The organism is Frigidibacter sp. ROC022 (assembly GCF_024723735.1).
In the GTDB taxonomy this organism is placed as follows: domain Bacteria; phylum Pseudomonadota; class Alphaproteobacteria; order Rhodobacterales; family Rhodobacteraceae; genus SLM-1.
In genome coordinates, this window is record NZ_JANQDU010000001.1 from 1,107,996 (window position 1) to 1,130,183 (window position 22,188).

General features: G+C 66.4%; 20 protein-coding genes. 14 read left to right on the plus strand and 6 right to left on the minus strand.

Annotation, left to right across the window (positions count from 1 at the left end):
• Window positions 1–93: 93 nt before the first annotated feature.
• From NUW50_RS05360 to NUW50_RS05370, 3 genes are all read right to left on the minus strand, one after another.
• Window positions 94–1,431 carry a serine hydrolase domain-containing protein gene (locus NUW50_RS05360; RefSeq protein ID WP_258288032.1) on the minus strand — a complete coding sequence of 446 codons (1,338 nt, stop codon included), beginning with the start codon at window positions 1,429–1,431 and terminating at the stop codon, window positions 94–96.
• Between the two features lie 411 nt (window positions 1,432–1,842).
• The gene (locus tag NUW50_RS05365; protein WP_258288033.1) at window positions 1,843–2,553 is read right to left on the minus strand and encodes a B3/B4 domain-containing protein; all 711 of its coding nucleotides are present in this window, start codon (window positions 2,551–2,553) and stop codon (window positions 1,843–1,845) included.
• A gap of 172 nt (window positions 2,554–2,725) precedes the next feature.
• Entirely contained in the window at window positions 2,726–3,418 is a 693-nt protein-coding gene (locus NUW50_RS05370) for a FadR/GntR family transcriptional regulator (RefSeq protein WP_258288034.1), read from the minus strand.
• Window positions 3,419–3,593: 175 nt separating this feature from the next.
• On the opposite strand from NUW50_RS05370, the gene NUW50_RS05375 reads away from it, so the two are divergent.
• From NUW50_RS05375 to NUW50_RS05405, 7 genes are all read left to right on the plus strand, one after another.
• The gene (locus NUW50_RS05375; protein ID WP_258288035.1) at window positions 3,594–4,310 is read left to right on the plus strand and encodes an SDR family oxidoreductase; all 717 of its coding nucleotides are present in this window, start codon (window positions 3,594–3,596) and stop codon (window positions 4,308–4,310) included.
• A gap of 28 nt (window positions 4,311–4,338) precedes the next feature.
• Window positions 4,339–5,853, plus strand: coding sequence for a sugar ABC transporter ATP-binding protein (locus NUW50_RS05380; protein ID WP_258288036.1), 1,515 nt, complete (start codon window positions 4,339–4,341; stop codon window positions 5,851–5,853).
• On the plus strand, window positions 5,850–6,848 hold the full coding sequence (locus NUW50_RS05385) for an ABC transporter permease (RefSeq protein WP_258288037.1): 999 nt from the start codon (window positions 5,850–5,852) through the stop codon (window positions 6,846–6,848). Before NUW50_RS05380 ends, NUW50_RS05385 begins: the two co-directional genes overlap by 4 nt.
• 63 nt (window positions 6,849–6,911) lie before the next feature.
• On the plus strand, window positions 6,912–7,859 hold the full coding sequence (locus tag NUW50_RS05390) for an ABC transporter substrate-binding protein (protein WP_258288038.1): 948 nt from the start codon (window positions 6,912–6,914) through the stop codon (window positions 7,857–7,859).
• Window positions 7,860–7,927: 68 nt separating this feature from the next.
• Entirely contained in the window at window positions 7,928–8,770 is an 843-nt protein-coding gene (locus tag NUW50_RS05395) for an ureidoglycolate lyase (protein WP_258288039.1), read from the plus strand.
• Entirely contained in the window at window positions 8,767–10,044 is a 1,278-nt protein-coding gene (locus tag NUW50_RS05400; protein WP_258288040.1) for an L-fuconate dehydratase, read from the plus strand. The genes NUW50_RS05395 and NUW50_RS05400 overlap by 4 nt, the downstream gene beginning before the upstream one ends.
• Complete coding sequence (locus tag NUW50_RS05405; protein ID WP_258288041.1) at window positions 10,045–10,830, plus strand: SDR family oxidoreductase; 786 nt, start codon at window positions 10,045–10,047, stop codon at window positions 10,828–10,830.
• Between the two features lie 8 nt (window positions 10,831–10,838).
• Here NUW50_RS05405 and NUW50_RS05410 read toward each other — a convergent pair whose 3' ends face one another.
• Window positions 10,839–11,744 carry a LysR family transcriptional regulator gene (locus tag NUW50_RS05410; protein ID WP_258288042.1) on the minus strand — a complete coding sequence of 302 codons (906 nt, stop codon included), beginning with the start codon at window positions 11,742–11,744 and terminating at the stop codon, window positions 10,839–10,841.
• Window positions 11,745–11,865: 121 nt separating this feature from the next.
• Here NUW50_RS05410 and NUW50_RS05415 point away from each other — a divergent pair, with 121 nt between their 5' ends.
• From NUW50_RS05415 to NUW50_RS05440, 6 genes are all read left to right on the plus strand, one after another.
• The gene (locus tag NUW50_RS05415) at window positions 11,866–13,212 is read left to right on the plus strand and encodes an extracellular solute-binding protein (protein WP_258288043.1); all 1,347 of its coding nucleotides are present in this window, start codon (window positions 11,866–11,868) and stop codon (window positions 13,210–13,212) included.
• Between the two features lie 80 nt (window positions 13,213–13,292).
• A complete protein-coding gene (locus NUW50_RS05420; RefSeq protein WP_258288044.1) occupies window positions 13,293–14,171 on the plus strand; it encodes a carbohydrate ABC transporter permease in 879 nt (292 codons plus the stop codon).
• Window positions 14,168–15,016 (plus strand): carbohydrate ABC transporter permease, encoded by an 849-nt coding sequence (locus tag NUW50_RS05425; protein WP_258288045.1) that lies wholly within the window; start codon window positions 14,168–14,170, stop codon window positions 15,014–15,016. The genes NUW50_RS05420 and NUW50_RS05425 overlap by 4 nt, the downstream gene beginning before the upstream one ends.
• Window positions 15,013–16,083 (plus strand): aldose 1-epimerase family protein, encoded by a 1,071-nt coding sequence (locus NUW50_RS05430; protein ID WP_258288046.1) that lies wholly within the window; start codon window positions 15,013–15,015, stop codon window positions 16,081–16,083. Before NUW50_RS05425 ends, NUW50_RS05430 begins: the two co-directional genes overlap by 4 nt.
• Window positions 16,084–16,090: 7 nt before the next feature.
• The gene (locus NUW50_RS05435) at window positions 16,091–17,617 is read left to right on the plus strand and encodes a sulfatase (RefSeq protein WP_258288047.1); all 1,527 of its coding nucleotides are present in this window, start codon (window positions 16,091–16,093) and stop codon (window positions 17,615–17,617) included.
• A gap of 1 nt (window position 17,618) precedes the next feature.
• Window positions 17,619–18,668 (plus strand): ABC transporter ATP-binding protein, encoded by a 1,050-nt coding sequence (locus tag NUW50_RS05440; protein ID WP_258288048.1) that lies wholly within the window; start codon window positions 17,619–17,621, stop codon window positions 18,666–18,668.
• A gap of 45 nt (window positions 18,669–18,713) precedes the next feature.
• On the opposite strand, the gene NUW50_RS05445 is transcribed toward NUW50_RS05440, so the two are convergent.
• Window positions 18,714–19,667, minus strand: a complete 954-nt coding sequence (locus NUW50_RS05445; protein ID WP_258288049.1) for a cation diffusion facilitator family transporter — start codon at window positions 19,665–19,667, stop codon at window positions 18,714–18,716.
• A 215-nt stretch (window positions 19,668–19,882) separates the two neighbouring features.
• The gene (locus NUW50_RS05450) at window positions 19,883–20,830 is read right to left on the minus strand and encodes an alpha/beta hydrolase family esterase (RefSeq protein WP_258288050.1); all 948 of its coding nucleotides are present in this window, start codon (window positions 20,828–20,830) and stop codon (window positions 19,883–19,885) included.
• 151 nt (window positions 20,831–20,981) lie between these two features.
• Here NUW50_RS05450 and NUW50_RS05455 point away from each other — a divergent pair, with 151 nt between their 5' ends.
• Window positions 20,982–22,088, plus strand: a complete 1,107-nt coding sequence (locus NUW50_RS05455) for a hypothetical protein (protein WP_258288051.1) — start codon at window positions 20,982–20,984, stop codon at window positions 22,086–22,088.
• The last annotated feature ends 100 nt before the right edge of the window (window positions 22,089–22,188 follow it).

A 22,188-nucleotide genomic window follows, 5' to 3' on the forward strand; every position in this document is an offset into this window, starting at 1 on the left:
GGTCGATGGGTGCGGTTTGGGTAGGCCGTCCTGTCCACGGCAGGTTGCCGGCATGCTCGGCGGGCATCGGAAGCACCGTCAGCCGCAGGGTCTTCATCTCTTCCGTTCCGGCGCGACGGCGACGAGAAGCAGCCCGCCCGCTGCCAGGGCCGAGGCCGCGCCAAGCCAGGGCCAGAGGCCGGGCAGGATCGAGAACAGGAACAGATAGTCCTGCATGGCGGCCCACAGCGGCCAGCCGAGCAGGGCGGCGGCAATCCCGCCTGCCGCGATCCGCGCCGGGCGGGAGCGGGGGCGCCGCGCCAGCCACAGGGCCGCAAGCGCCAGCCCCAGCAACGCCCCGATGCCGATACGCGCTGCAGTCTCTGCCCAGAGCACCCGCGTCATGCCCACAGGCGCCACGCCCAGGCTGTCGGACCAGTCGCGCAGCACCGCGGCGAACAGCGGCCAGGCGCGCTGGCTGTTGGAGAGGATCACGATGCCGTCGCCGGTCTGCGGCACGATGTGCATGTGGCTCATCCAGCCAAAGCCCTGCCCGCCATGCCAGACCGCCGCGCGCCCGTCCGAGAGCGTCTCGGTGAAATGTCCCAGCCCGTAGCCCTGTGTGACCAGGCCGAACAACCCGCCGACCGGGACCGCGGGCCGATGCAGTTCGGCGACGGCTTCATGCGACAGCAAATCCTGATCGGCGCCCTGCATCCCGGCGGCAGCGAAACGCGCGATATCCGCCGCGGTGGCCATCATCCCGCCCGAGGCCCGCCCGGGATAGAGATAGGGCGCCACGGGCCGCCCGCGCAGGTCGTGGCCCACGGGCATCCCGGCCCCGGTCCAGTCGAAACTGGCCCGCTCCATGCCGAGCGGGCGCATCACCTCGCGCGCCATCAGGGTGCCGAAATCCTCGCCCGTGCAATCCTCGATCACCAGTTCGGCCAGGTTGTAGCCGGTGTCCGAATAGGCAAAGCCCGCCCCCGGTGCGGCGATCATGGCGAAGTCCGCGGCCATGTGCTCCGGCAGGGTCGGCCGGGGTGCCTCGGGGGCATAGCGCGCCGCATAGTCGCCCAGGCCGATCCCCGCGGTCTGCTGCAACAGTTGCCGCAGGGTGAAGGGCGCGGTGCCCTCGGGCGGTTGCCAGCGTTTCAGGCAGTCCGTCACCGGCGCATCGAGGTCCAGCCGCCCGCCTTCGGCCAGTTGCATCGCACCCCAGGCGGTGACCGGTTTCGAGATGGATTCCACCCGGAACAGCGCGTCGGTTGTCATCGAGAGGCCGCGGGCCGGATCGGCCAGACCGAAGGCGCCGGTCCAGACCGGCACGCCGTCTTCGATCAGCACGACCACCGCGCCTGCCACCTGGTCCGAAATCAGCCGCTGCTCGATGGTCCGCGTCAGTTGCCGGGCCAGGGACGGGTCCTCTGCCAGCGCCGGCGGGGCCAGCATGGCAAGGCCCGGGAACAAGGCCGCCCATAGGTGCTTGCATGCGGTCTTCAACGTCATTGCGCCGCCCCGCCCAGGCCATGGACCCGCCTTGTCGTGGGTGGCAGAGCGGCAGCGGGCCAGAGAGGATGGGTGCCGCCGATCGCTCGGAACCACGCGACCACGCCGGTCGGCACGGTGGGGAGGCTTGACGCATTGGAGAAGCGTGACATGGGGGCGCTCCGAATTCTGTGACGAGCCAGGCCACCATCCGGGGTCGTCCCTCTGTCTTCCATGATCCTGGTCAAAGGCGGGCCGGCGTTGTTTGCCGTATCCCGATGAGTTCGGCAGCGGAGTCGGTCCGAACGGCCGGAACCTTGCCCTTGCGGGACATCCCCGGCACCAGCGGGGCGCGGGCCGGTCAGGGCGACGGGGTCAGTGGATCGAGGACAGCGCCAGGCCCGACGGGTTCGCCGCGTCGAACTGCAGGACCGAGACCGTCAGATCGGGGGACAGGCGGCGGAGTCCGTCGGTCAGGGCCTGCCCGGCCTGAAGCAGGGACGTCTGAGGCATGGGATCGAGACGCTCCAGGACAAACCACATGTCGCGGGAGTCCTCGGTGATCTGGGTGCGCGGACCCTGGCGCCAGTTCCAGCGCCGGCAGGTGACGCCGGCGTCGTCGCGCCAGATGACCTCGCCGGGGTCCGGGGTCTCGACCACGGGCCGGCCGTCCGCGGTCGTGTGAAAGGGCTCCTGACCGCTGGCGCGGCAGAGCCGTGGCCGGCCGTCGTAGCTTTCGGCGTCCTCCCCGCCGACCGGGATGGCGAATTCCAGGCTGATGGCGTTGTAGATGTCCACCACCGCATTCAGCGCCCGCATCCGGCCGTCTTTCCGGGCGCGCTTGCGCAGCGCTTCGGCGGAACAGGGGGTGCGCTTGGGCTTGGCTCCGAAGGCCCGATAGGCGTCGCGCCAGGCGTCGAGATGCGCGTCGGCCCAGGGCGCTTCATCCAGCCCGGCGACGGACCGCGCCAGAAGCGCCTCGCTTGCGTCATCGCTCGGGCCGTTGCGTGCCCCTCGGACGGACAGGCTGATGGCGACGAAATCGGGGCGCAGCGTGAAGATTTCGGGGGCGATGATCGGGTGCATGTGCTTCTGACCTTCGGCGGGCTGGCTGGGCAATCTGGTCCCGGATCTTCGGGCCGGGCCCCTGGCGGACGGGATCGGGTATGAAGCGCCTGGCACCCGAAGTCCAGAATCTGCCGATGGGGGCGGGCGGCAGACAACGGCGCATGATCCGGCGCGGCGCCTGGACGCCGGGCTAATCCCAGACGTCGAACATGGCCCGCGCGACATAGTCCAGGTGCCGGGTCATCGCCGCCCGGGCGCCGTCGCTGTCCCTTGCCAGAATGGCCCGGGAGATCGCCTGGTGGTCCCGCAGGATCTGCTCGCGAACCTCGGCGATACCGGCCAGATGCTCGTGGAACCGCTTGTCGACCTCCTGCGACCGCATGTTCCAGAGAAACTCGAGCTGCTCGCGCAGGACCTCGTTCTTGCAGGCCTCGGCGATGGTCAGGTGCAGGGCACGGTCGTTCCGGGCGCTCCAGCTTCCGTGGCGCGTTTCGTCTTCCATGCTGGCCAGCACGGTTTCGAGCCGCTGCAGTTCGCCGGGCTCGATATGCGCCGCGGCAAGCGCCGCGGCCTCGGGCTCCAGCAGCCGTCGCACGGCCATCACCTCGATGGGCGAGGCGTCATGTTCGGTGAGGGCCTGCGGCTGCCGGGATTCGGCGCGCACGAAGGCGCCGACGCCGACGCGGACTTCCACAAGGCCGGCCACCTCCAGCGCGATCAGCGCCTCGCGGACCGTCGGCCGGGAAACGCCCAGGCTCTGGGCCAGGTCGCGTTCCGAGGGCAGTTGCCGTCCCGGCTGCGCCTCGCCGGACAGGATCTTCTCGCGGATCTGGTCCGCGATCTGGATGTAGAGTTTTCGGTTCGTGACAGCCTGAAGCTTCATCGGATCCCTCGCACAGCGTTCAATCCGTCGCGCAGGGCCGTTCGGATTGCCAACTTGCCGGAGAATACAACTGGTCAGGCCACTTGACAACCTGGCAGCGGAGTCGCCAAAGATGGGCGAGGATTCGAGATGCTGGGGGAACCAATCCGTGCGACTGAGTGGCAAGAAGATTCTGATGACGGCAGCCGGGCAGGGGATGGGGCGCGCATCCGCGCTCGCCTGTGCCGCCGAGGGGGCGCAGGTCATCGCCACGGATCGCGATGCGGCGCTGCTTGACGGTCTTTCGGATGCCGGGATCGAGACCGCGCAGCTCGACGTGACCGACCCGCAGGCGATCAAGGAGATCGCCCGGAAGGTCGGCCCGCTGGACGGCTTGTTCAACTGCGCCGGGATCGTGCATCACGGCACGATCCTCGACCTGTCGGACGACGCCTGGCAGGGCAGTCTGGATGTCAACGTGACCTCTGCCCTGCGCCTGACACGGGCCTGCCTTCCGGGCATGCTGGAACGCGCCGAAGAGACCGGGACGGCCTCCATCCTGAACATGGCGTCGATGGCCTCGTCGATCAAAGGTTTCGTCAACCGCGCCGCCTACGGCGCGACCAAGGCCGCGGTCATCGGCCTGACCAAGGCGGTCGCCGCCGATTTCGTCAAGCAGGGCCTGCGCTGCAACGCGCTGTGCCCCGGAACCGTGGACACGCCTTCGCTTCGCGGCCGGATCAAGGCGGCCCCCGATCCGGTTCAGGCCGAGAAGGATTTCGTCGCCCGGCAGCCGATGGGGCGGCTTGCGACGGTCGATGATATCACGCCGATGGTCATCTATCTGCTGGCGGATGAAAGCCGGTTCGTGACCGGTCAGGCGCTGCTGGTGGACGGCGGCGTGACCATCTGACAGCGTCCGGGAGGGGGAGGAGGCCATCATGACGGCGACGACCGACCTGATCCGCATGGAGCAGATCGACAAGAGGTTTCCGGGCGTCCATGCCCTGAAGTCGGTGGATTTCGATCTGCGCGCCGGCGAGGTGCATGCGCTGATGGGCGAGAACGGCGCCGGCAAGTCGACCCTGATGAAATGCCTGTCGGGCATCTATCAGCCGACGTCGGGCCGCATCGTCATCGACGGCAACGAGGTGCAGCTGTCCACGCCCAAGGCGGCGCAGGACCTCGGGATCGGCATCATCCACCAGGAACTGGAACTCATGCGCGACCTGACCGTCGCGCAGAACATCTGGATCGGCCGCGAGCCGCGCCTGTCCTTCGGCCGGATCGACGAGGCGAAGCTCAACGCCGATGCCGCGGCGCTGTTCGAGGGCATGAATGTCTCGATCGACCCGAAGGCCCCGGTTTCGTCGCTGACCATCGCCCGGCAGCAGATGGTCGAGATCGCCAAGGCCCTGTCGTTCCGTTCGCGGGTCCTGATCATGGACGAGCCGACGGCGGCGCTGACCGAAGCCGAGATCGAGGAACTCTTCACGATCATTCGCCGTCTCAGGTCCGAAGGCGTGGGCATCATCTACATCAGCCACAAGATGGACGAGATCCGGCGCATCTCGGACCGGGTGACGGTGATGCGCGACGGCAGCTATGTGGGCACGGTGCAGGCCGCCGATACCCCGATTTCGCAGATCATCTCGATGATGGTCGGACGCGATGTCGATGACGAGCCGGTCGAGGTGCCCGATCTGTCCAGGGCGGAGGTCGCGCTCGAGGTGCGCCATCTCAGCCGCGGCCGCGACGTGAAGGACGTCACCTTCAGCCTGCGTAAGGGCGAAATCCTCGGCTTCGCCGGGCTGATGGGCGCCGGGCGCACCGAGCTTGCCCGCGCGATCTTCGGGGCCGAGCCGCCCGACGAGGGCGAGATCGTCGTGCATGGTCATCACATGACGATCCGCAGCCCGTCGGATGCGGTGGCGGCCGGGATCGGCTATCTGTCCGAGGACCGCAAGCATTACGGCCTGGCACTGGGGCTCGACGTGCGGGCCAATATCGCGCTGGCCAGCCTCGGCCGCTATGCCGACCGCATCGGCCGGATCGACGAGCACCGGCTGGCCGGGATCGCGCAGGACTATATCCGGACCCTGAACATCCGCACCCCGCATGACCAGCAGCAGGTCCGGTTCCTGTCGGGGGGCAACCAGCAGAAGGTGGTCATCGCGAAATGGCTGCTGCGGGATTGCGATATCCTGATCTTCGACGAGCCGACGCGCGGCATCGACGTCGGCGCCAAATCCGAAATCTACCGCCTTTTGAACGATCTTGCGGCGCGCGGGAAGGCGATCATCGTCATCTCCAGCGAACTGCCCGAGGTGCTGCGCCTGTCGCATCGCATCGCGGTCATGTGCGAGGGCCGCCTGACCGGGATCCTGCCCGGCGGCGCGGCGCAGGAAGAGATCATGGCCCTGGCCACCCAACGTGAAGGGATGACAGCAGAATGACGGCCTCTAAAACGGACTCCAGTGCAAGGAACGGCCGCCGAGGGGCGACCCAGCAGAAGCTTCTGGCCTTTGCCAGCCTGATCGTCCTGGTGATCGGCTTCTCGGTTGCCAATTCGAACTTCATGCAGGTCTCCAACCTGCTGGCGATCCTTCAGGCGGCCTCGGTCAACGGCGTTCTGGCGATCGGCGTGACCCTGATCATCATCACCGGCGGCATCGACCTGTCGATCGGCACGCTGATGACCTTCTGCGCGGTGATGACCGGCGTGGTGCTGACCTGGCTGGGCGCGCCGCTGATCGTCGGCGTGGTGACGGCCATCGGCACCGGGGCGCTGTCGGGGCTGATCTCGGGCAGCCTGGTCGCGAAGATGAAGATCCCGCCCTTCATCGCGACGCTGGGCATGATGCTCATTCTCAAGGGCCTGTCGCTGATCGTGACGGGAACGCGGCCGATCTACTTCAACGACACGCCCGGCTTCGACCAGATCTCGCGCGGGTCCCTGGTGGGCTGGGTGGTTCCCGCCTTCCCGGTGCCGAACGGGGTTCTCATCCTCTTCGTGATTGCCGGGCTGGTGTCCTGGGTGCTGTCGCGGACCGTGCTCGGGCGCTACACCTTCGCCCTGGGATCGAACGAAGAGGCGGTCCGGCTCTCGGGGGTCAACGCCGATGCCTGGAAAATGGCGATCTATGCCGTCGCGGGCGCCATCGTCGGGGTCGGCGGGCTGCTCATCGCAAGCCGCCTGAATTCCGCGCAACCGGCGCTCGGCCTCGGCTACGAGCTCGAGGCCATCGCCGCGGTGGTGATCGGCGGCACCAGCCTGTCCGGCGGGCGCGGCACCATTCTCGGCACGCTGATCGGTGCGCTCATCATGGCCGTGCTGACCAACGGGCTGCGCGTCCTGTCGGTCGCCCCCGAATGGCAGACGGTCGTGACCGGCGCCATCATCATCGTCGCGGTCTATGCCGACCAGCTGCGCCGGCGTGCGCCCGGCTGAGCCGGCATGGTCCACCGAACCAAGGACGTGAACTTAACCAGTGAACCCAGAGGAGGATACCAAATGTTCACCAGAAGAACCCTGTTGGGCGCGGTTGCCGCGCTTGCCACGGCCGGTAGCGTGACCGGAGCATTCGCGCAGGATGAAATGTACATCCCGCTGATTTCCAAGGGCTTCCAGCACCAGTTCTGGCAAGCCGTGAACGCCGGCGCCCAGCAGGCGGCGGATGAGCTGGGGGTGCGGGTCACCTTCGAGGGGCCGGACAACGAATCCCAGGTCGACAAGCAGATGGACATGCTGGCCGCCGCGCTGGCCAACAAGCCCAAGGCGATCGGCTTTGCCGCGCTCGACAGCCAGGCCGCGATTCCGCTGCTCCGCCAGGCGCAGGAAGCCGGCATTCCGATCATCGCCTTCGACTCCGGCGTCGACAGCGACATCCCGGTGACCACGGCCTCGACCGACAACGTGGCGGCGGCGGCTCTGGCGGCCGACAAGATGGCGGAACTGGTCGGCGGCAAGGGCAAGGTGGCCGTGGTCGCGCATGACCAGACCTCGCGGACCGGCGTCGATCGTCGCGACGGCTTCGTGAACCGGATGAAGGAGGCACATCCCGATATCGAGATCGTGGCCATCGAATACGGCGGCGGCGATCAGCTGAAGTCGACCGAGATCACCAAGGCGCTGCTGACCGCCAATCCCGACCTGGTCGGCATCTTCGGAACCAACGAAGGCTCGGCCATCGGCGTCGTGAACGGCGTGCGCGAGATGGGGACCAAGGGTCTCACCATCATCGGCTACGATTCCGGCAAGGCGCAGACCGACGCGATCCGCGAAGGCCTGATGGCCGGCGCGATCACCCAGAACCCGGTCGGCATCGGCTATGAGACCGTGAAGGCGGCGGTCGCCGCGGCCAAGGGCGAATCCGTCCCGCCGTCGATCGATACCGGCTTCTACTGGTACGACGCGACCAATATCGACGATCCCGAAATCGCGGCCGTTCTCTACGACTGATTGCGATTCCTTCTCCCCGGGGGCCGCGCCGCGGTGCCCCGGGGACTTCCAGCGACAACGAGGCAACAATGAAACTTCTGCGCTTTGGTCCCAAGGGCCAGGAAAAACCCGGTCTGCTCGACGCATCCGGCGCGATCCGCGATCTGTCGGCGGTGGTGGACGACATTTCCGGTGACGTCCTGACGCCCGGTTCCATGGCGCGGCTCTCCGAAATGAATGTGGACGACCTGCCGCTGGTGTCCGGCAATCCCCGGATCGGTCCCTGCGTGGGCCATATCGGCAAGTTCATCTGCATCGGGCTCAACTACGCGGATCATGCGGCCGAGACCGGCGCGGAAATTCCCACCGAGCCGGTTGTCTTCAACAAATGGACCTCGGCGGTCTGCGGTCCGGATGACGATGTCGAAATCCCCCGCGGTTCGAAGAAGACCGACTGGGAAGTGGAACTGGGCGTCGTGATCGGCAAGCCGGGCCGCTACATCGACGAAGCCGACGCCCTGTCGCATGTTGCCGGCTACTGCGTCGTCAACGATGTCTCGGAACGCGAATGGCAGATCGAGCGTGGCGGAACCTGGGACAAGGGTAAGGGCTGCGACACCTTCGGCCCGATCGGCCCCTGGCTGGTCACACCCGACGAAGCCGGAGACATCGGCAATCTGAAAATGTGGCTCGAGGTCGACGGGCATCGCTACCAGGACGGAAGCACCGCGACGATGATCTTCCAGGTGCCGAAGATCATCAGCTACCTGTCGCAGTTCCTGTCGCTGCAGTCAGGCGACGTGATCTCGACCGGAACGCCGCCTGGGGTCGGGCTGGGGCAGAAGCCGCCTGTCTTCCTCAAGGGTGGCGAGACCATGCGCCTTGGCATCGAAGGGCTGGGCGAGCAGACCCAGAAGGTCGTGCGGGCATGAAGATCACCGGTCTTCGTACCATCGACCTGCGCTTCCCGACCTCGCAATCGCTGGATGGTTCGGACGCGATGAACCCCGATCCGGACTATTCCGCCGCCTATGTCATCCTCGAAACGGATGGACCCCATCAGGGCCACGGGCTGACCTTCACCATCGGGCGCGGCAACGAGATCTGCGTCGCCGCGATCAATGCGCTGCGGCCGCTTCTGGTCGGGCTGGAACTGGACTGGATCGCCGAGGACATGGGCCGGTTCTGGCGCCATGTCACCGGCGACAGCCAGCTGCGCTGGATCGGCCCCGACAAGGGCGCGATCCATCTGGCCACCGGTGCCGTGGTCAATGCCGCCTGGGATCTGTGGGCCAAGGCCGAGGGCAAGCCGGTCTGGCAACTCGTCGCCGAGATGACCCCCGCCGAGATCGTGCGCTGCATCGACTTCCGCTATCTGACCGATTGCATCACGCCGGAATGGGCGCTCGATTTCCTGACCCGCGCCGCCGAGGGCAAGGCCGAGCGTCTGGCCAGCCTGAAGGCCGAGGGCTATCCCTGCTACACCACTTCGGCCGGCTGGCTCGGCTATGGCGACGAGAAACTGCGGCGCCTGTGCCGCGAGGCTGTGGATGCCGGGTTCAACCACGTCAAGCTGAAGGTCGGCCGCGATCTGCAGGACGACATCCGGCGCCTGACCATCGCGCGGGACGAATGCGGCCCGGACGTCAACCTGATGATCGACGCCAACCAGGTCTGGGAGGTCGATCAGGCCATCGACTGGGTGCGGCAACTGGCCTTCGCCAAGCCCTGGTTCATCGAGGAACCGACCAGCCCGGACGACGTGGAAGGGCATCGCAAGATCCGCGAGGCAGTGGCCCCGGTGCAGGTCGCGACCGGAGAGATGTGCCAGAACCGCATCCTGTTCAAGCAGTTCATCATGCGCGGCGCGGTGGATGTGGTGCAGATCGATTCCTGCCGACTCGGCGGCGTCAACGAAATCCTGGCGGTGATGCTGATGGCCGCGAAACACGGCCTGAAGGTCTGCCCGCATGCCGGCGGTGTCGGGCTGTGCGAATATGTGCAGCACCTGTCGATGATCGATTACCTCTGCATCGCCGGAACCCGCGAGGGGCGGGTGATCGAATATGTCGATCATCTGCACGAGCATTTCGTCGATCCCTGCCGGATCGAGAATGCCGCCTACATGCCGCCGGAACGTCCCGGCTTCTCGATCGAGATGAAGCCGGAGACCTTGACGCAGTTCCGCTTTCAGGGGGCTGGCTGAATGGACCTGGGTCTTGCCGGCAAGGTGGTGATCGTCACCGGCGGCGCCTCGGGCATTGGCGCGGCGATCTCGGCCTCGCTTGCCGCGGAGGGGGCGATTCCGGTCATCCTCTCGCGCCGCGACGCCGATCCCGGGTTCCTCGATCAGCTTCGGGCCGACAGCGCCGGGACCCGGCTGATCCGGACCGAGCTGACCGACGATGCGCAATGCTCTGCGGCCGTGGCGGAGGTGCTGGAGGCGTTCGGCCGGATCGACGGGCTGGTCAACAACGCGGGCGCGAATGACTCGATCGGACTGGATGCCGGGCCCGAGGCGTTCCGCGCCTCGATCGAGAACAACCTGGTCCACTACTACACGATGGCGCATCTCTGCGTGCCGCATCTGAAGGCGCAGTCGGGCGCGATCGTCAACATCTCGTCCAAGACCGCGGTGACGGGGCAGGGCAACACCTCGGCCTATGCGGCGGCGAAGGGCGCGCAGCTGGCGCTGACCCGGGAATGGGCGGCGGCGCTGGCCGGCGACGGGGTGCGGGTGAACGCGGTGATCCCGGCCGAAAGCATGACACCGCTCTATGAACGCTGGATCCGGACCTTCGACGATCCCGAGGCCCAGCTTGCCAAGATCACCCGCCGGATTCCGCTCGGCCACCGCATGACCCGGCCCGCGGAACTGGCGGATCAGGTGGTGTTCCTGCTGTCGCCGCGCGCCGGGCATACCACCGGGCAATGGGTCTTTGTCGATGGCGGCTACACCCATCTGGACCGGGCGTTGGACGAGACCGCCTAGCGCCGCCGTCAATCCGGGTTCGGCAGCGCCCGGAGCCTGGTCGCCAGCATTTCCGAGAAGCGCCGGCCCAGCGGAGTGCTGAAATCGCCCGTCCGCCGGACGATCCCGACCTCTCGCTGGAAGTCGAAGCCGGCCAGGCGGAAATGGCCGAAACTGGAGAACTCGCGCATCCGCAGGCTCAGTTCCGGGGTGATGCTCAGGTAGCGGGTGCCCGACAGGAACTGCCGCATCAGGTGGTCGGCGTTGGTCGTGACCTTGACCCGCGGTTTCCGCTTCAGCGTCGAGACGAAATAGGCATCCAGCGCGGCGCGGCCGGGCTCTTCGAGCGCCGGCACGATCCATTCGCTGTCACGGCACTGTTCGGGCCGGACGACCTGCCCGGCGAACGGGTGATGGCGCGAGCAGATGCCAAGCAGATTGTCCGCGAACAGCCGCTCGACCTCGAACATCGGGTCGTCCAGCTCGCTGTTCGCCATGCCGACATAGAACTCGATCTGGTTTCCCAGCAGGGCCTGCCGCAGGTTCCGCGCATGGTCGGTGATGACCCTGAACCGGACTTCGGGAAATTCCCGGTCGAGATCGCGAATGGTCTCGCTGGCGATCGGGACAAAGGCGGCGCCGACCCCGACCGCGACCGTTCCGGTGGAGCCGGACGCCAGGGCCGCCATTTCGGTTTCGCTCTCGACCAGATCATGCAGCAGCCGCCGCGCGTGGGGTTCGAGCGTCAGGGCAAATGCCGTCGGGCGCACGCCGCGGGGCAGGCGCTGGAACAGCGCGACGCCGTAGTAGGATTCCAGCGATCCGATGCTCTTGCTCAGCGCCGGCTGACTGATGTTCACCTTGCGCGAGGCCTCCAGCAGGCTGGTGCTTTCCAGCACGGCGATGAAGTGGCGGAACTGGCGCAGATTGATCATCGATGGTCCTTCCCGTCGCGCCAGGACAGGTATAACAAAAGCGTTCACAACTCAAAGAAAAAGAAGTTTGTAGTTCTAGCTTGCCAGAGGCACCATGCCCGCAGCTTCAGGGGAGGATGCTATGAAATTCACTCGAACGAGTCTGCGTGGCGTGCCGGTTGCGGCCGCCACCGCACTGGCCATTCTGGCCGCGCCTTCGGCCCAGGCCGAGACCGAGGCGCCGATCAACATCGTCATCAACCAGTCGCCCTGGTTGGAAGGCTTTGCCAATGTCGTCGATCTCTACGAGGAGCAGACCGGCAACAAGGTCTCTCTCGACGTCAACCCCTATGCGGGCAGCCTGGAAAAGCAGCGCAACGCGGTGCGGGCGGCCGAAAGCGAATACGACATCCTGATCGTCAACGGCATCTTCTATCCCGAGATGTATCAGGGCGGCTTCCTCGAGCCGCTGACGGACATTGATCCCGAGTTCAAGCTGGACCCGCAGATCTACACGTTCGACGACACGCTCTGGTATGACGGCAAGACCAAGACGGTGAACCGCGAGACCGGCGACCTGTTGACGATCCCGGTCAACCCCAACATCACGATGATGTTCTATCGCGCTGATCTCTATGAGAAATACGGGCTGGAAATCCCCGAGACCTGGGATCAGCTGCTGGCCAATGCCAAGGTGATCCAGGAGAAGGAAGGCATCGTCGGCATGATGCAGCGCGCCGCGCGGGCCGCGATCTCGATCAGCTGGGACTACTGGCCCTACATGAACAGCTATGGCGGCTCGCTGTTCCGGGACGAAAGCAACGGCGATTTCTTCGTGACCCTGAATAGCCCCGAGTCGCTCGAGGCGCTGAAGATGTATCTGAAGATCGCGAACGAGGTCGGCCCGCCCAACCCCGCCGCGATGGACCAGGCGACCCTGATCCAGTATCTCGTCACGGGGCAGGCCGCCCATGCGATCCTGCCGGTGGCCGCGCAGTCGCAGATGGACGACCCGAACAAGTCGGCGGTGGTGGGCAAGATCGGCTACATGAACCTGCCGCATGCGCCCGGTCATGACAGCGCTCCGGCCATCGGCCACTGGCTGGCCGGCGTTCCCAAGAACATCCCGGACGAGAACAAGAAGGCCGCGCTGGCGTTCCTCAGCTGGTTCCAGAAGCCCGAGACCCAGATCGCCTATGCCGAAATGGGTGGCTCGCCGGTCAGCGCCGCGGCCTATGAAAGCGACTTTGCCGACAAGCCCGAAAACCGCTACATGATCACCATGCGCAAGGCCCTGCCGACCGCGCGGCGGATGTGGACCATCCCGGAAGGCGCCGAGATCGTCGCCGTGACCGAGGTTGGCCTGAACCGTGCCGTCGCGGGCGAGATCAGCGCGGTCGAGGCGCTGAACTCGATGGCCGCCGAGATCGAGAAGATCATGCGGGATGCCGGCTACAAGACCGGACGCCTGCCCGATCTCACGGAATAGGTTGGCGCCGCCCGGCCGCTGCGGCGGCCGGGACCTTCCCCGGCACGCGACCGTTCGCGGCCCAAGACACCGGATTCAAGATGGCAATGCTCAAAGCCAGCCGCCGAGTGAAGCTCTTCACCGTCTTGCCGGCTCTGCTCTTTCTGGTCCTGCTGTCGGTGCTGCCGCTGGCGAACCTGTTGGCGCTGAGCTTTGCCAAGGTGACCTGGGCCGAGGGCAGCGCAACCTGGACATGGGAAGGGCTGGCGAACTATCGCGCCCTGGCCGAGGATGCCCTGTTCAAGGCCGGCATCGTCAATACCCTGATCCTGGTCGTCAGCGCCACCACCCTGCAGGTCGGCCTGGGTCTGGGCCTGGCGCTGATCTGCTCGCGGCTGGGCCGCAGTGCCAAGGCCTATCGCACCCTGTTCCTGCTGCCGATCCTGGTCCCCGGCATCATCATCGGCGCGATCTGGAAGCTGATGTACAATACCCAGTTCGGCGTCATCAACCAGCTGCTCGGCCTGGTCGGTCTGGGCCCGTTCGACTGGCTCGGCTCCTCGACGCTGGCACTGGCATCGGTGATCGCGGTCGATGTCTGGCACTGGACCCCGTTTTCCTTCCTGCTTCTGCTGGCGGCGGTCGAGGCCTTGCCGCGTGACGTGTTCGAAGCGGCGCAGATCGACGGCGCCGGCAGCTGGCGCACCTTCCGGCGCATCGTCCTGCCGCTGTTGTGGCCGGCGATCTTCACCACATTCGTGTTCCGGGCGATCATCGCCTTCAAGGTGTTCGACGAGGTCTATCTGCTGACCGGCGGCGGCCCCGGCACCTCGACCCAGGTGATCAGCTTCACCATCTACCAGCGGTTCTTCGTCCAGGACAGCGCCGGCTATGGCGCCGCGATGTCCATCTTTGTGATGTTCCTCGTCGCGCTCGTGATCGGGGTCGCGATGACCAGCCAGAAGGCCCGCAGCCGATGAGCGTCTCATCCCGCAGGTTCAACTCGCGCCGCACCGTGAACCTGGTCCTGCACGGCGCCCTGATCCTGGCCGCGGTGCTGATCCTCGGGCCCTTCCTGTGGATCGCGGCGGCCTCGCTGAAGACCCAGATCGTGCTGCTGATGGGCCATGTGACATTCAAGCCGGTGACGCTGAACTATGCCGAGGTGCTGTTCGGCAATACCTCGACCTTCGTCCGGAATTTCCTGAACTCGGTCATCGTGGCCAGCATCAGCACCGCCGTGGCGCTCGGCGTCGGCTTTCTGGCCGGCTATTCGCTGCTGCGTATGCAGTGGCCGCGGGGGGTGGTGCACCTGTTCCTGCTCTGGTCCGTCGTGTTCAACCTGGTGCCGCCGGTGACGCTGGCCGGGGCCTGGTACGAGGTGTTCCGCGCCATCGGGCTGGCCAATTCCCTGGTCGCGCTGATCCTGGCCCACACCACCCTGCACCTGCCGATGGCGCTGTGGCTGTTGTCGTCCTTCCTGCGGGAAATCCCGCGTGAGCTGGAAGAGGCGGCGGTGGTGGACGGCGCGGGATTCGTCCGGCTGCTGCGCCGCGTCGTGGTGCCGATCATGATGCCCGGGCTGGTCTCGACCGGGATCCTGATCTTCATCTTCAGCTGGAACGAGTTTCCGGTCGCCCTGGCGCTGACCAACAACCATTCCGCGACGGTGCCCGTGGGCATCGCCAAATTCGCGCAGGAAAACGAGATCAAGTACACCCAGATGGCCGCGGCCTCGGTGCTGTCGGCGATCCCGGCGCTGCTGGTGCTGATCTTCTTCCAGCGGTTCATCGTCAAGGGGCTGACGGCGGGGGCGGTGAAGTGAGCGCGGGTCCCGAGCAGACACCCGTCGATCTCGCGGCGCTGCGGCGGCGGCATGCCAGTCTGGAAGCCTATGCCGGAACCCGGCTGGTGACGCTGGACGACGGGGCAGGGCGCGGAGTGCGGGTGATCGAGATGCGCTCCGGCGCCGGGCTCGAGGCCGAGATCGTCGTCGATCGCTCGTTCGACATCGGCCGTCTTGCCCGCGATGGCGAGACGGTGTCCTGGCACACGCCGGCAGGCGACCGGCATCCGGCGCTGATCGACCCGCATGCCGAGGACGGGCAGGGCTATCTGCGCGGCTTTTCCGGCTTCCTCTCGACTTGCGGCTTCGACCACATCCGGCAGCCCGAGACCGAATCCGCGCGGGACATGCCGCTGCACCCGACGCCCGACATCCACTACCCGCTGCATGGGCTGGGCGCGCACCAGCCGGCACGGCTGATCGGCCACGGCCTGAGCGAGACCGGCGACCGGCCGCATCTCTGGTGCGAAGGCGAGGTGGTCCAGGCGATGAACTTTCGCGGCGCCCTGCGGCTCAGGCGGCGGATCGAGATGTCGCTGGGCGGCGCCGACCTGCGGATCCGGGACCGGGTCGAGAATATCGGCCCGCATCCCGCGCCCTCGATGATGCTGTATCACTTCAATCTCGGCTACCCGCTGGTCGATACGGACAGCCGGCTGGAGTTCGATCCCTCGGAACCGCTCTGGCAGAGCGCCGAGCACGATCCGCGCTCGGCCTTCGGCCCGCCGCTCGACAGCTACCGGTCGGAAATCTCGGTGCATCGCCCGGCGTCGCCCGGCATCGCGACCTGCCGGCTGGTGAACCCGGCCCGCGGGCTCGAACTGGGGATTTCCTTCGACACCGCGACCTTGCCCTGCCTGCAACTGCTCCGCCTGCGCGGCGCGGGCTATTACATGGCGGGGATCGAACCCTGCACGACGGTTCACCGCAGCCGGGGCGAGGCCCGCGCGGCCGGCGAACTGCCCGTCCTCATGCCCGGAGAGCGGCGCGACTTCGCGCTCGACATCTCACTGACCCGCAACACCACGACTTCCGCGAAAGAATAGACCTGCCATGCGAGCGATCTTCGTCCTCTTCGATACCCTGAACCGGCACAACCTCGAACCCTATGGCGGGACCGATCTGGAAACGCCGAACTTCCGCCGGCTGGCCGAACGCTCGGTGCGTTTCGACCGCCACTATGTCGGGTCGCTGCCCTGCATGCCGGCGCGGCGGGATTTGCAGACCGGACGGCTGAACTTCCTGCATCGCAGCTGGGGGCCGCTGGAACCCTTCGACGAGGCAATGCCCAGGATCCTGAAGAAATCGGGTGTCTACAGCCACATGATCACCGATCACTACCATTATCTGGAACCGGGCGGTGCGGGCTATCTGAATACCTACAGCAGCTTCGAGATGCTCCGGGGGCAGGAGGGCGATCTCTGGAAGGCAGAGGTCGATCCGCCGCTGGAGACGTGGCGCCAGACCTACCACAAGGCGCAATACAGCGAGACCCCGGGCGATCTGGCCTATCACAACATGGTCAATCGCGGCGAGATCAGGGACGAGGGCGACTTCTCCTCGGTCCAGTGCTTCGACCTGGGCTGCGCGTTCCTTGACCGGAACCACGCGGCCGACAACTGGTTCCTGCAGATCGAGACCTTCGACCCGCACGAGCCGTTCCACGCGCCGGAGCGGCTCAAGCAACGCTTCCAGACCGGCTGGAACGGCCCGGTGCGGGACTGGCCGCCCTATGCGCGGGTGACCGAGGAGGCCGGCGAGGCCGACGAGCTGCGCGCCAATTACAAGGCGCTGCTGGCGCATTGCGACGAACAGCTTGGCCGGCTGCTCGACAAGATGGACGCGCTCGGGATGTGGGAGGATACGATGCTGATCGTCTCGACCGATCACGGCTATCTGACCGGGGAGCATGGCTGGTGGGCGAAGAACCGGATGCCGGCCTATCAGGAGATCGCCCATATTCCCCTGTTCATCCATCACCCGGCCCATGCCGACCGCGACGGCAGCGCCTGCGAGACGCTGAGCTACACGCCCGACCTGATGCCGACCCTGCTGGACGCCTTCGGCTGCGCGATCCCGGAATCGGTGCGCGGCAAGTCGCTGTTTCCGGCGTTGCGCGATCCCGCCGAACCGGGGCATGAGGCGGTGATCTACGGCTATTTCGGCGGCGCCGTGAATGTGACCGACGGCAGATACACCTATTTCCGCTATCCCGAGGACCTCCTGAAACAGGAGCTGAACCAGTATACCCTGATGCCCAGCCACATGCTGGTGCCCTTCGGACGCGAGGAACTGCAGGGCGCGACGCTGGTGACCAATCTGGCCTATGCCGATGGGGTTCCCGTGCTGCGCGTGCCGGTCTTGCCGGAATCGGCCTGGTATCAGTCCCATGGCCCGGCGGTCATGGAACAGAACGCCTCGCTTCTCTACGATGTCCAGACGGACCCGGCGCAGCTCTCGCCGCTCGACGATCCCGAGGTGGAAGCACGTCTGTCGCGGGCGCTCTGCGAACAGATGCAGCGCCACGACGCCCCGCCCGAAGCCTTCGGCCGCCTTGGCCTGACTCCGCAGGAGACCTGAGATGGCGCATGTAACGGTTCGCGGCCTGCGCAAGGCCTTCGGTGCGGTGGAAGTCCTGCATGGTCTCGACATCGCCATTGCCGACGGCGAATTCATTGCCGTTCTGGGCGAAAGCGGCTGCGGCAAGTCCACCTTCCTGCGCATCGTCGCCGGGCTGGAAGACGCCAGCTCGGGCGAGATCGAGATCGACGGGCGCGAGGTGACGCATCTGACACCGAAGGAACGGGACATCGCCATGGTGTTCCAGACCTATGCCCTCTACCCGCACATGACGGTTCGCGAGAACATCGAGTTTCCGCTGGAGGTGCTCGACCTCGGCAAGGTCGAGCGGAGCCGCCGCTCGAACGAGGCTGCCGCCCTGCTGAATCTGGAGCCCTATCTCGACCGCAAGCCGCGCGATCTTTCCGGCGGGCAGCGCCAGAGGGTCGCCATGGCGCGGGCCATCGTCCGCGAACCCAAGGTGTTCCTGTTCGACGAACCGCTCAGCAACCTGGACGCCAAGCTCCGCGTGCAGATGCGCGGCGAGATCCGGCGCCTGCAGCAACGCCTCGGCGTGACCGCGATCTACGTCACCCATGACCAGGTCGAGGCGCTGACCATGGCCGATCGGGTCATGCTGCTGAACGCGGGGCGGATCGAACAGTTCGCGCCGCCGCTCGAACTCTATGACCGTCCCGCCAGCGTCTTCGCCGCCGCCTTCATCGGAAGCCCGCCGATGAATCTGGTGGACAGCGAACCGGTGGCGGCGGGAACCGTCAAGGCCCTGGGCACCAGCATCGCCATCCCCGACAACATCACCCGCCCGGTGACGCTGGGCTTCCGGCCCGAACATGTCGAGGTTCTGACCGAGGGGCCGGGTCAGTTCTCCGGCCGGGTGGACAGCGCCGAGAATACCGGCGACCGGCTGAACATCTCGGTCGAGGTCGGCCAGGACCTGATCAACGTCAGCATCTCGGACCGCCGCGACATCGCGCCGGGCGACACCGTGGCCTTGTCGGTCGCACCGGAGAGACTGCACATCTTCGACCGCGAGACCGGCCGGCGGGTCTGACGCCGGGCCGGGTTCTGCCGGCCCTTGGCGGCGGTTGCGCCCGGATCAGGACCCGGCCGCCTGCGCTGCGGCCCTCTGGGATCGCCGGTGGCCACTGACGCTCTGCGCCTCGATGAACACGCGCTTGATTGCCGGAAAGGCGTCCTTGATCGTTGCTTCCAGGTCCGAGATCGAGGCCTCGACGTCGATCGACGATTCCCCGTCCTTGAAGTCCACCGAGAGGGCGCAGAAAATGTCCTCGGGGCCCATGTGCATGGTGAGGATCTCGTTGATCGCGAGAATCCGGGCATCGCTCTTCAGGATCGCTTCGATCCCGGCCTGCACATGCGGTTCGGCCGCTTCACCGATCAGCAGCCCCTTGGTCTCCACCGCCAGGATGATCGCCGCGGCGGCCAGCAGGATGCCGATCAGCACCGAGGCGAGACCGTCGAGTTCGGGTATCCCGAAGATCTGCGCGCCCAGTAGTGCCAGCGCCGCGGTGGCCAGGCCGATCAGCGCCCCGGTGTCCTCGAGAAGCACCACGACCAGCGGTGCATCCTTGGAACGCCGGACATAGTGCAGGACCGACTCGTCTTGCCGCCGCCGGTTCATCTCGACGACGGCGGCCCGCAGCGCATAGCCCTCGAAGATCACCGCAAGGCCGATGACGACGAAATTGACATAGGGATTCTCGACCGGGTGCGGATGCAGGATCTTCTCGACCCCGTGATAGAGCGAGACCCCCGATCCGATCGAGAACAGCAGGATCGCGACGACGAAGCTCCAGAAATAGACCTCCTTGCCGTAACCGAAGGGATGCTTGCGGTCGGCCGGGCGTTTGGACTGCTTCATGCCGTGCAGCAGCAGCAGCTGGTTGCCGGAGTCGACGATGGAGTGAACCCCTTCGGCGAACATCGCGGAAGAGCCGGTGAAGGCCGCGGCGCCAAGTTTGGAGGCCGCGATCAGGGCATTGCCGAGGAAGGCAACGATGACGACGCGGGTGGATTCGCCGGCAGCCATGGCAAGCTCGCTTTCGTTCCTGGGCCCTGCCGCGCCGGAAGCCCCTGCGTGGCGGGAGGTTGTTGTTTGCCGGCCCGGTCCGGCCGGCCATCGGTGGCGATGCGTCAGGGCACCGGGGCGCCTGACGCGTGGCCCCGATCCCGCATCTTATCGGGGATGGGCCGGGCGCCCAACCGCAAAGAACGGATCAGTTGGCTACCGGCGCGGGATGACCTTCAGGGGCTGGAGGGCGGCAGCGGTTGCACCTCGATCGGTTCCGGGACCGGGGCGCCCGGCTCTGGCAGCAGCGGCAGGACCTCGACCGGCGGGGTCTCGACCTTGGGCACCTCTGCCGGTGTGGGCAGGACCGGGGCATCCTCGTGACCACCGGTCACGACGAATCGCGCGACGGTGGCGTTCAGCCCGAGCCCGGTGTGGCGGGCGACCTTCAGCTCGATGTCCTCCAGCGGATGCGCGGCGTCAGGCAGCAGGATCACCTGCATCTCGGCGCCTTCCTCGCGCATGAACCGGGCAAAGCCGTCGAGGCTGGTATGCACCGCGCCCAGAACCTGGCTGAGCCCGTAGTCGATCGAGATCACTTCGTCCTTGGCGCCGTGAATCTCCAGCACCTGCAATCCCCTGGCGCCGGGGCAGGACTGGGCGACATAGTTGCCGGCCAGCCCGACCACGCCGGCAATCACCCCCGGGCGGTTGCAGGCATAGTGATAGGACATCATCGCACCGTTGGAATGCCCGACCAGATAGACCCGTCCCGGCTGCAGCAGGCCGGCGGCCTCGAACCTGGCGATGATCCGGTCGAGCGTGCCGAGATCGTCAACGTTGTCGGCAAAGGCGCGGCCGCAGCAATAGCCGGCGTTCCAGGCCTTCCAGTTGCCGCCCTTCAGCCGCATCAGGCGGCTGCCGTCGATATAGACGGCGCGAAAGCCGCCCTCATCCGCCAGCCGTGCCAGCGGTATCCGGTCGGCCATCTCCTTGGCGGTGCCGAATGCGCCATGCAGCAGGAAAACGATCGGCGCCGGTGACGTGCCGAGCCAGTCCGGGCTCTCGATGATGATTTCGCGGCCCTCGATCTCGATGGTTTCGGTTCCGGCGACCGCGGGCGCAGGCAGGGCGGCCAGGCTGGCCAGCAGGGCGAGGGCAGACAGGAGGACGCGGGGTTTCATCTGGACGCTCCGGGTGATCGCTTGCTGGATACACCGCCCGTAGCGAGAACGCCAAAGACTCCGTGGCCACTGGTAGGGTATTCCCGCCTGTGCGCGACTTCGGCGCGGAATTAGTCTAGAATGATACATCTCCGGCCAGCATGGGGGCGTCATGTCATTCACTCTGAAAATCAATGGCGCCAAGGCGACGGTCAGCCGAAGCCTGACCCTGCCGAAGGTCGGCAATGTCGATGCGGTGACACTGGCCAACAGCTTCGATGTCACCCTCGACCTTGGCGGGATCAAGCCCAACACCCCGATATTCAAGGAAATTCTCAAGAAATTCGAAGGGGTTTACAAGGCAAACCTCAAGCAGCCGGTATTGAAGCTGGAGAATGAGGCGCTGAAGGACTGGACCGCGGTCGCCAAGGCGGTGGCCGGGGCCAAGGACCAGGCGGTGGCCGAAAAGCTGGCGGCGGCGGTGCAAAAGAAGATCCTTTCGGCCTGGAATGCCTTCCCGGCCAAGGTCGGCATTCCCTTCGCCGACGCCTCGATCGCCTATGTGCTGAAGGAAATGAAATCCGATGCCGCGGCCAGGGGCGCCAAGCCGAAGTTGAAGCTGGGCGATGCGGCGCTGAAGGACGACCGGGTAGGGATACTCAAGGCCATCCTCGGCGGGGTGGTGATCGTTGCGGCAGGCGTTCCGACCGGCGGGCTGGGCTGGCTGGCGGCCGGGCTCGGCGGGCTGGCGTCGCTGATGAAGGGCGCCGAAAGCAGCATGTCGTTGTCGGCCAAGCGTTCGGGCGAGGTCGAGAAGAACGGCGACCAGATTCGCGACGGTCTGAAGAAGGCCGGCGAGGCGCTGGCCGGGCTGGCGCCCTCGATCGAGCGGATGGTGAAGAGCCGCGAGGAATTCACCCTGGAGATGGCCGGCGCCGCGCGCGAGCTGGCCAAGGCGCAGAAGGCGCTGGCCGAGCTCGAAAAACGTGCGGGCAAGGATGCCGGACCGGCCCAGAAGAAAAAGCTCGAAGGGTTGCGAAACGAGGTCAACCTGCTGTTCTTCAAGGCCAATGCCTTCGAGAAAGCGACCGGCGAGATCGACAAGCTTGCCACGGCGGTCGATAGCGCGACCAAGGCGGTGGCCGCGGCCAATTCGCTGATCGCCAAGGATGCCGTGGCCTGGAAGGATCAGAAGGGGGCGCTGCAAAGCCTCTGGAAGGACAAGGACACGGTCCTGTCCTCGCTGAAATCGGTGGTGTCCGAGGTCAGCAAGCTCTGAGCCGCTCCGCGCCCGGGGCCGACCGGGGCAGGGCGGTGGTGCGTGAAATCACGCAGCCTACTCGAATGCGGTTGCCGGGTGCGTGCCGTCACGCACCATC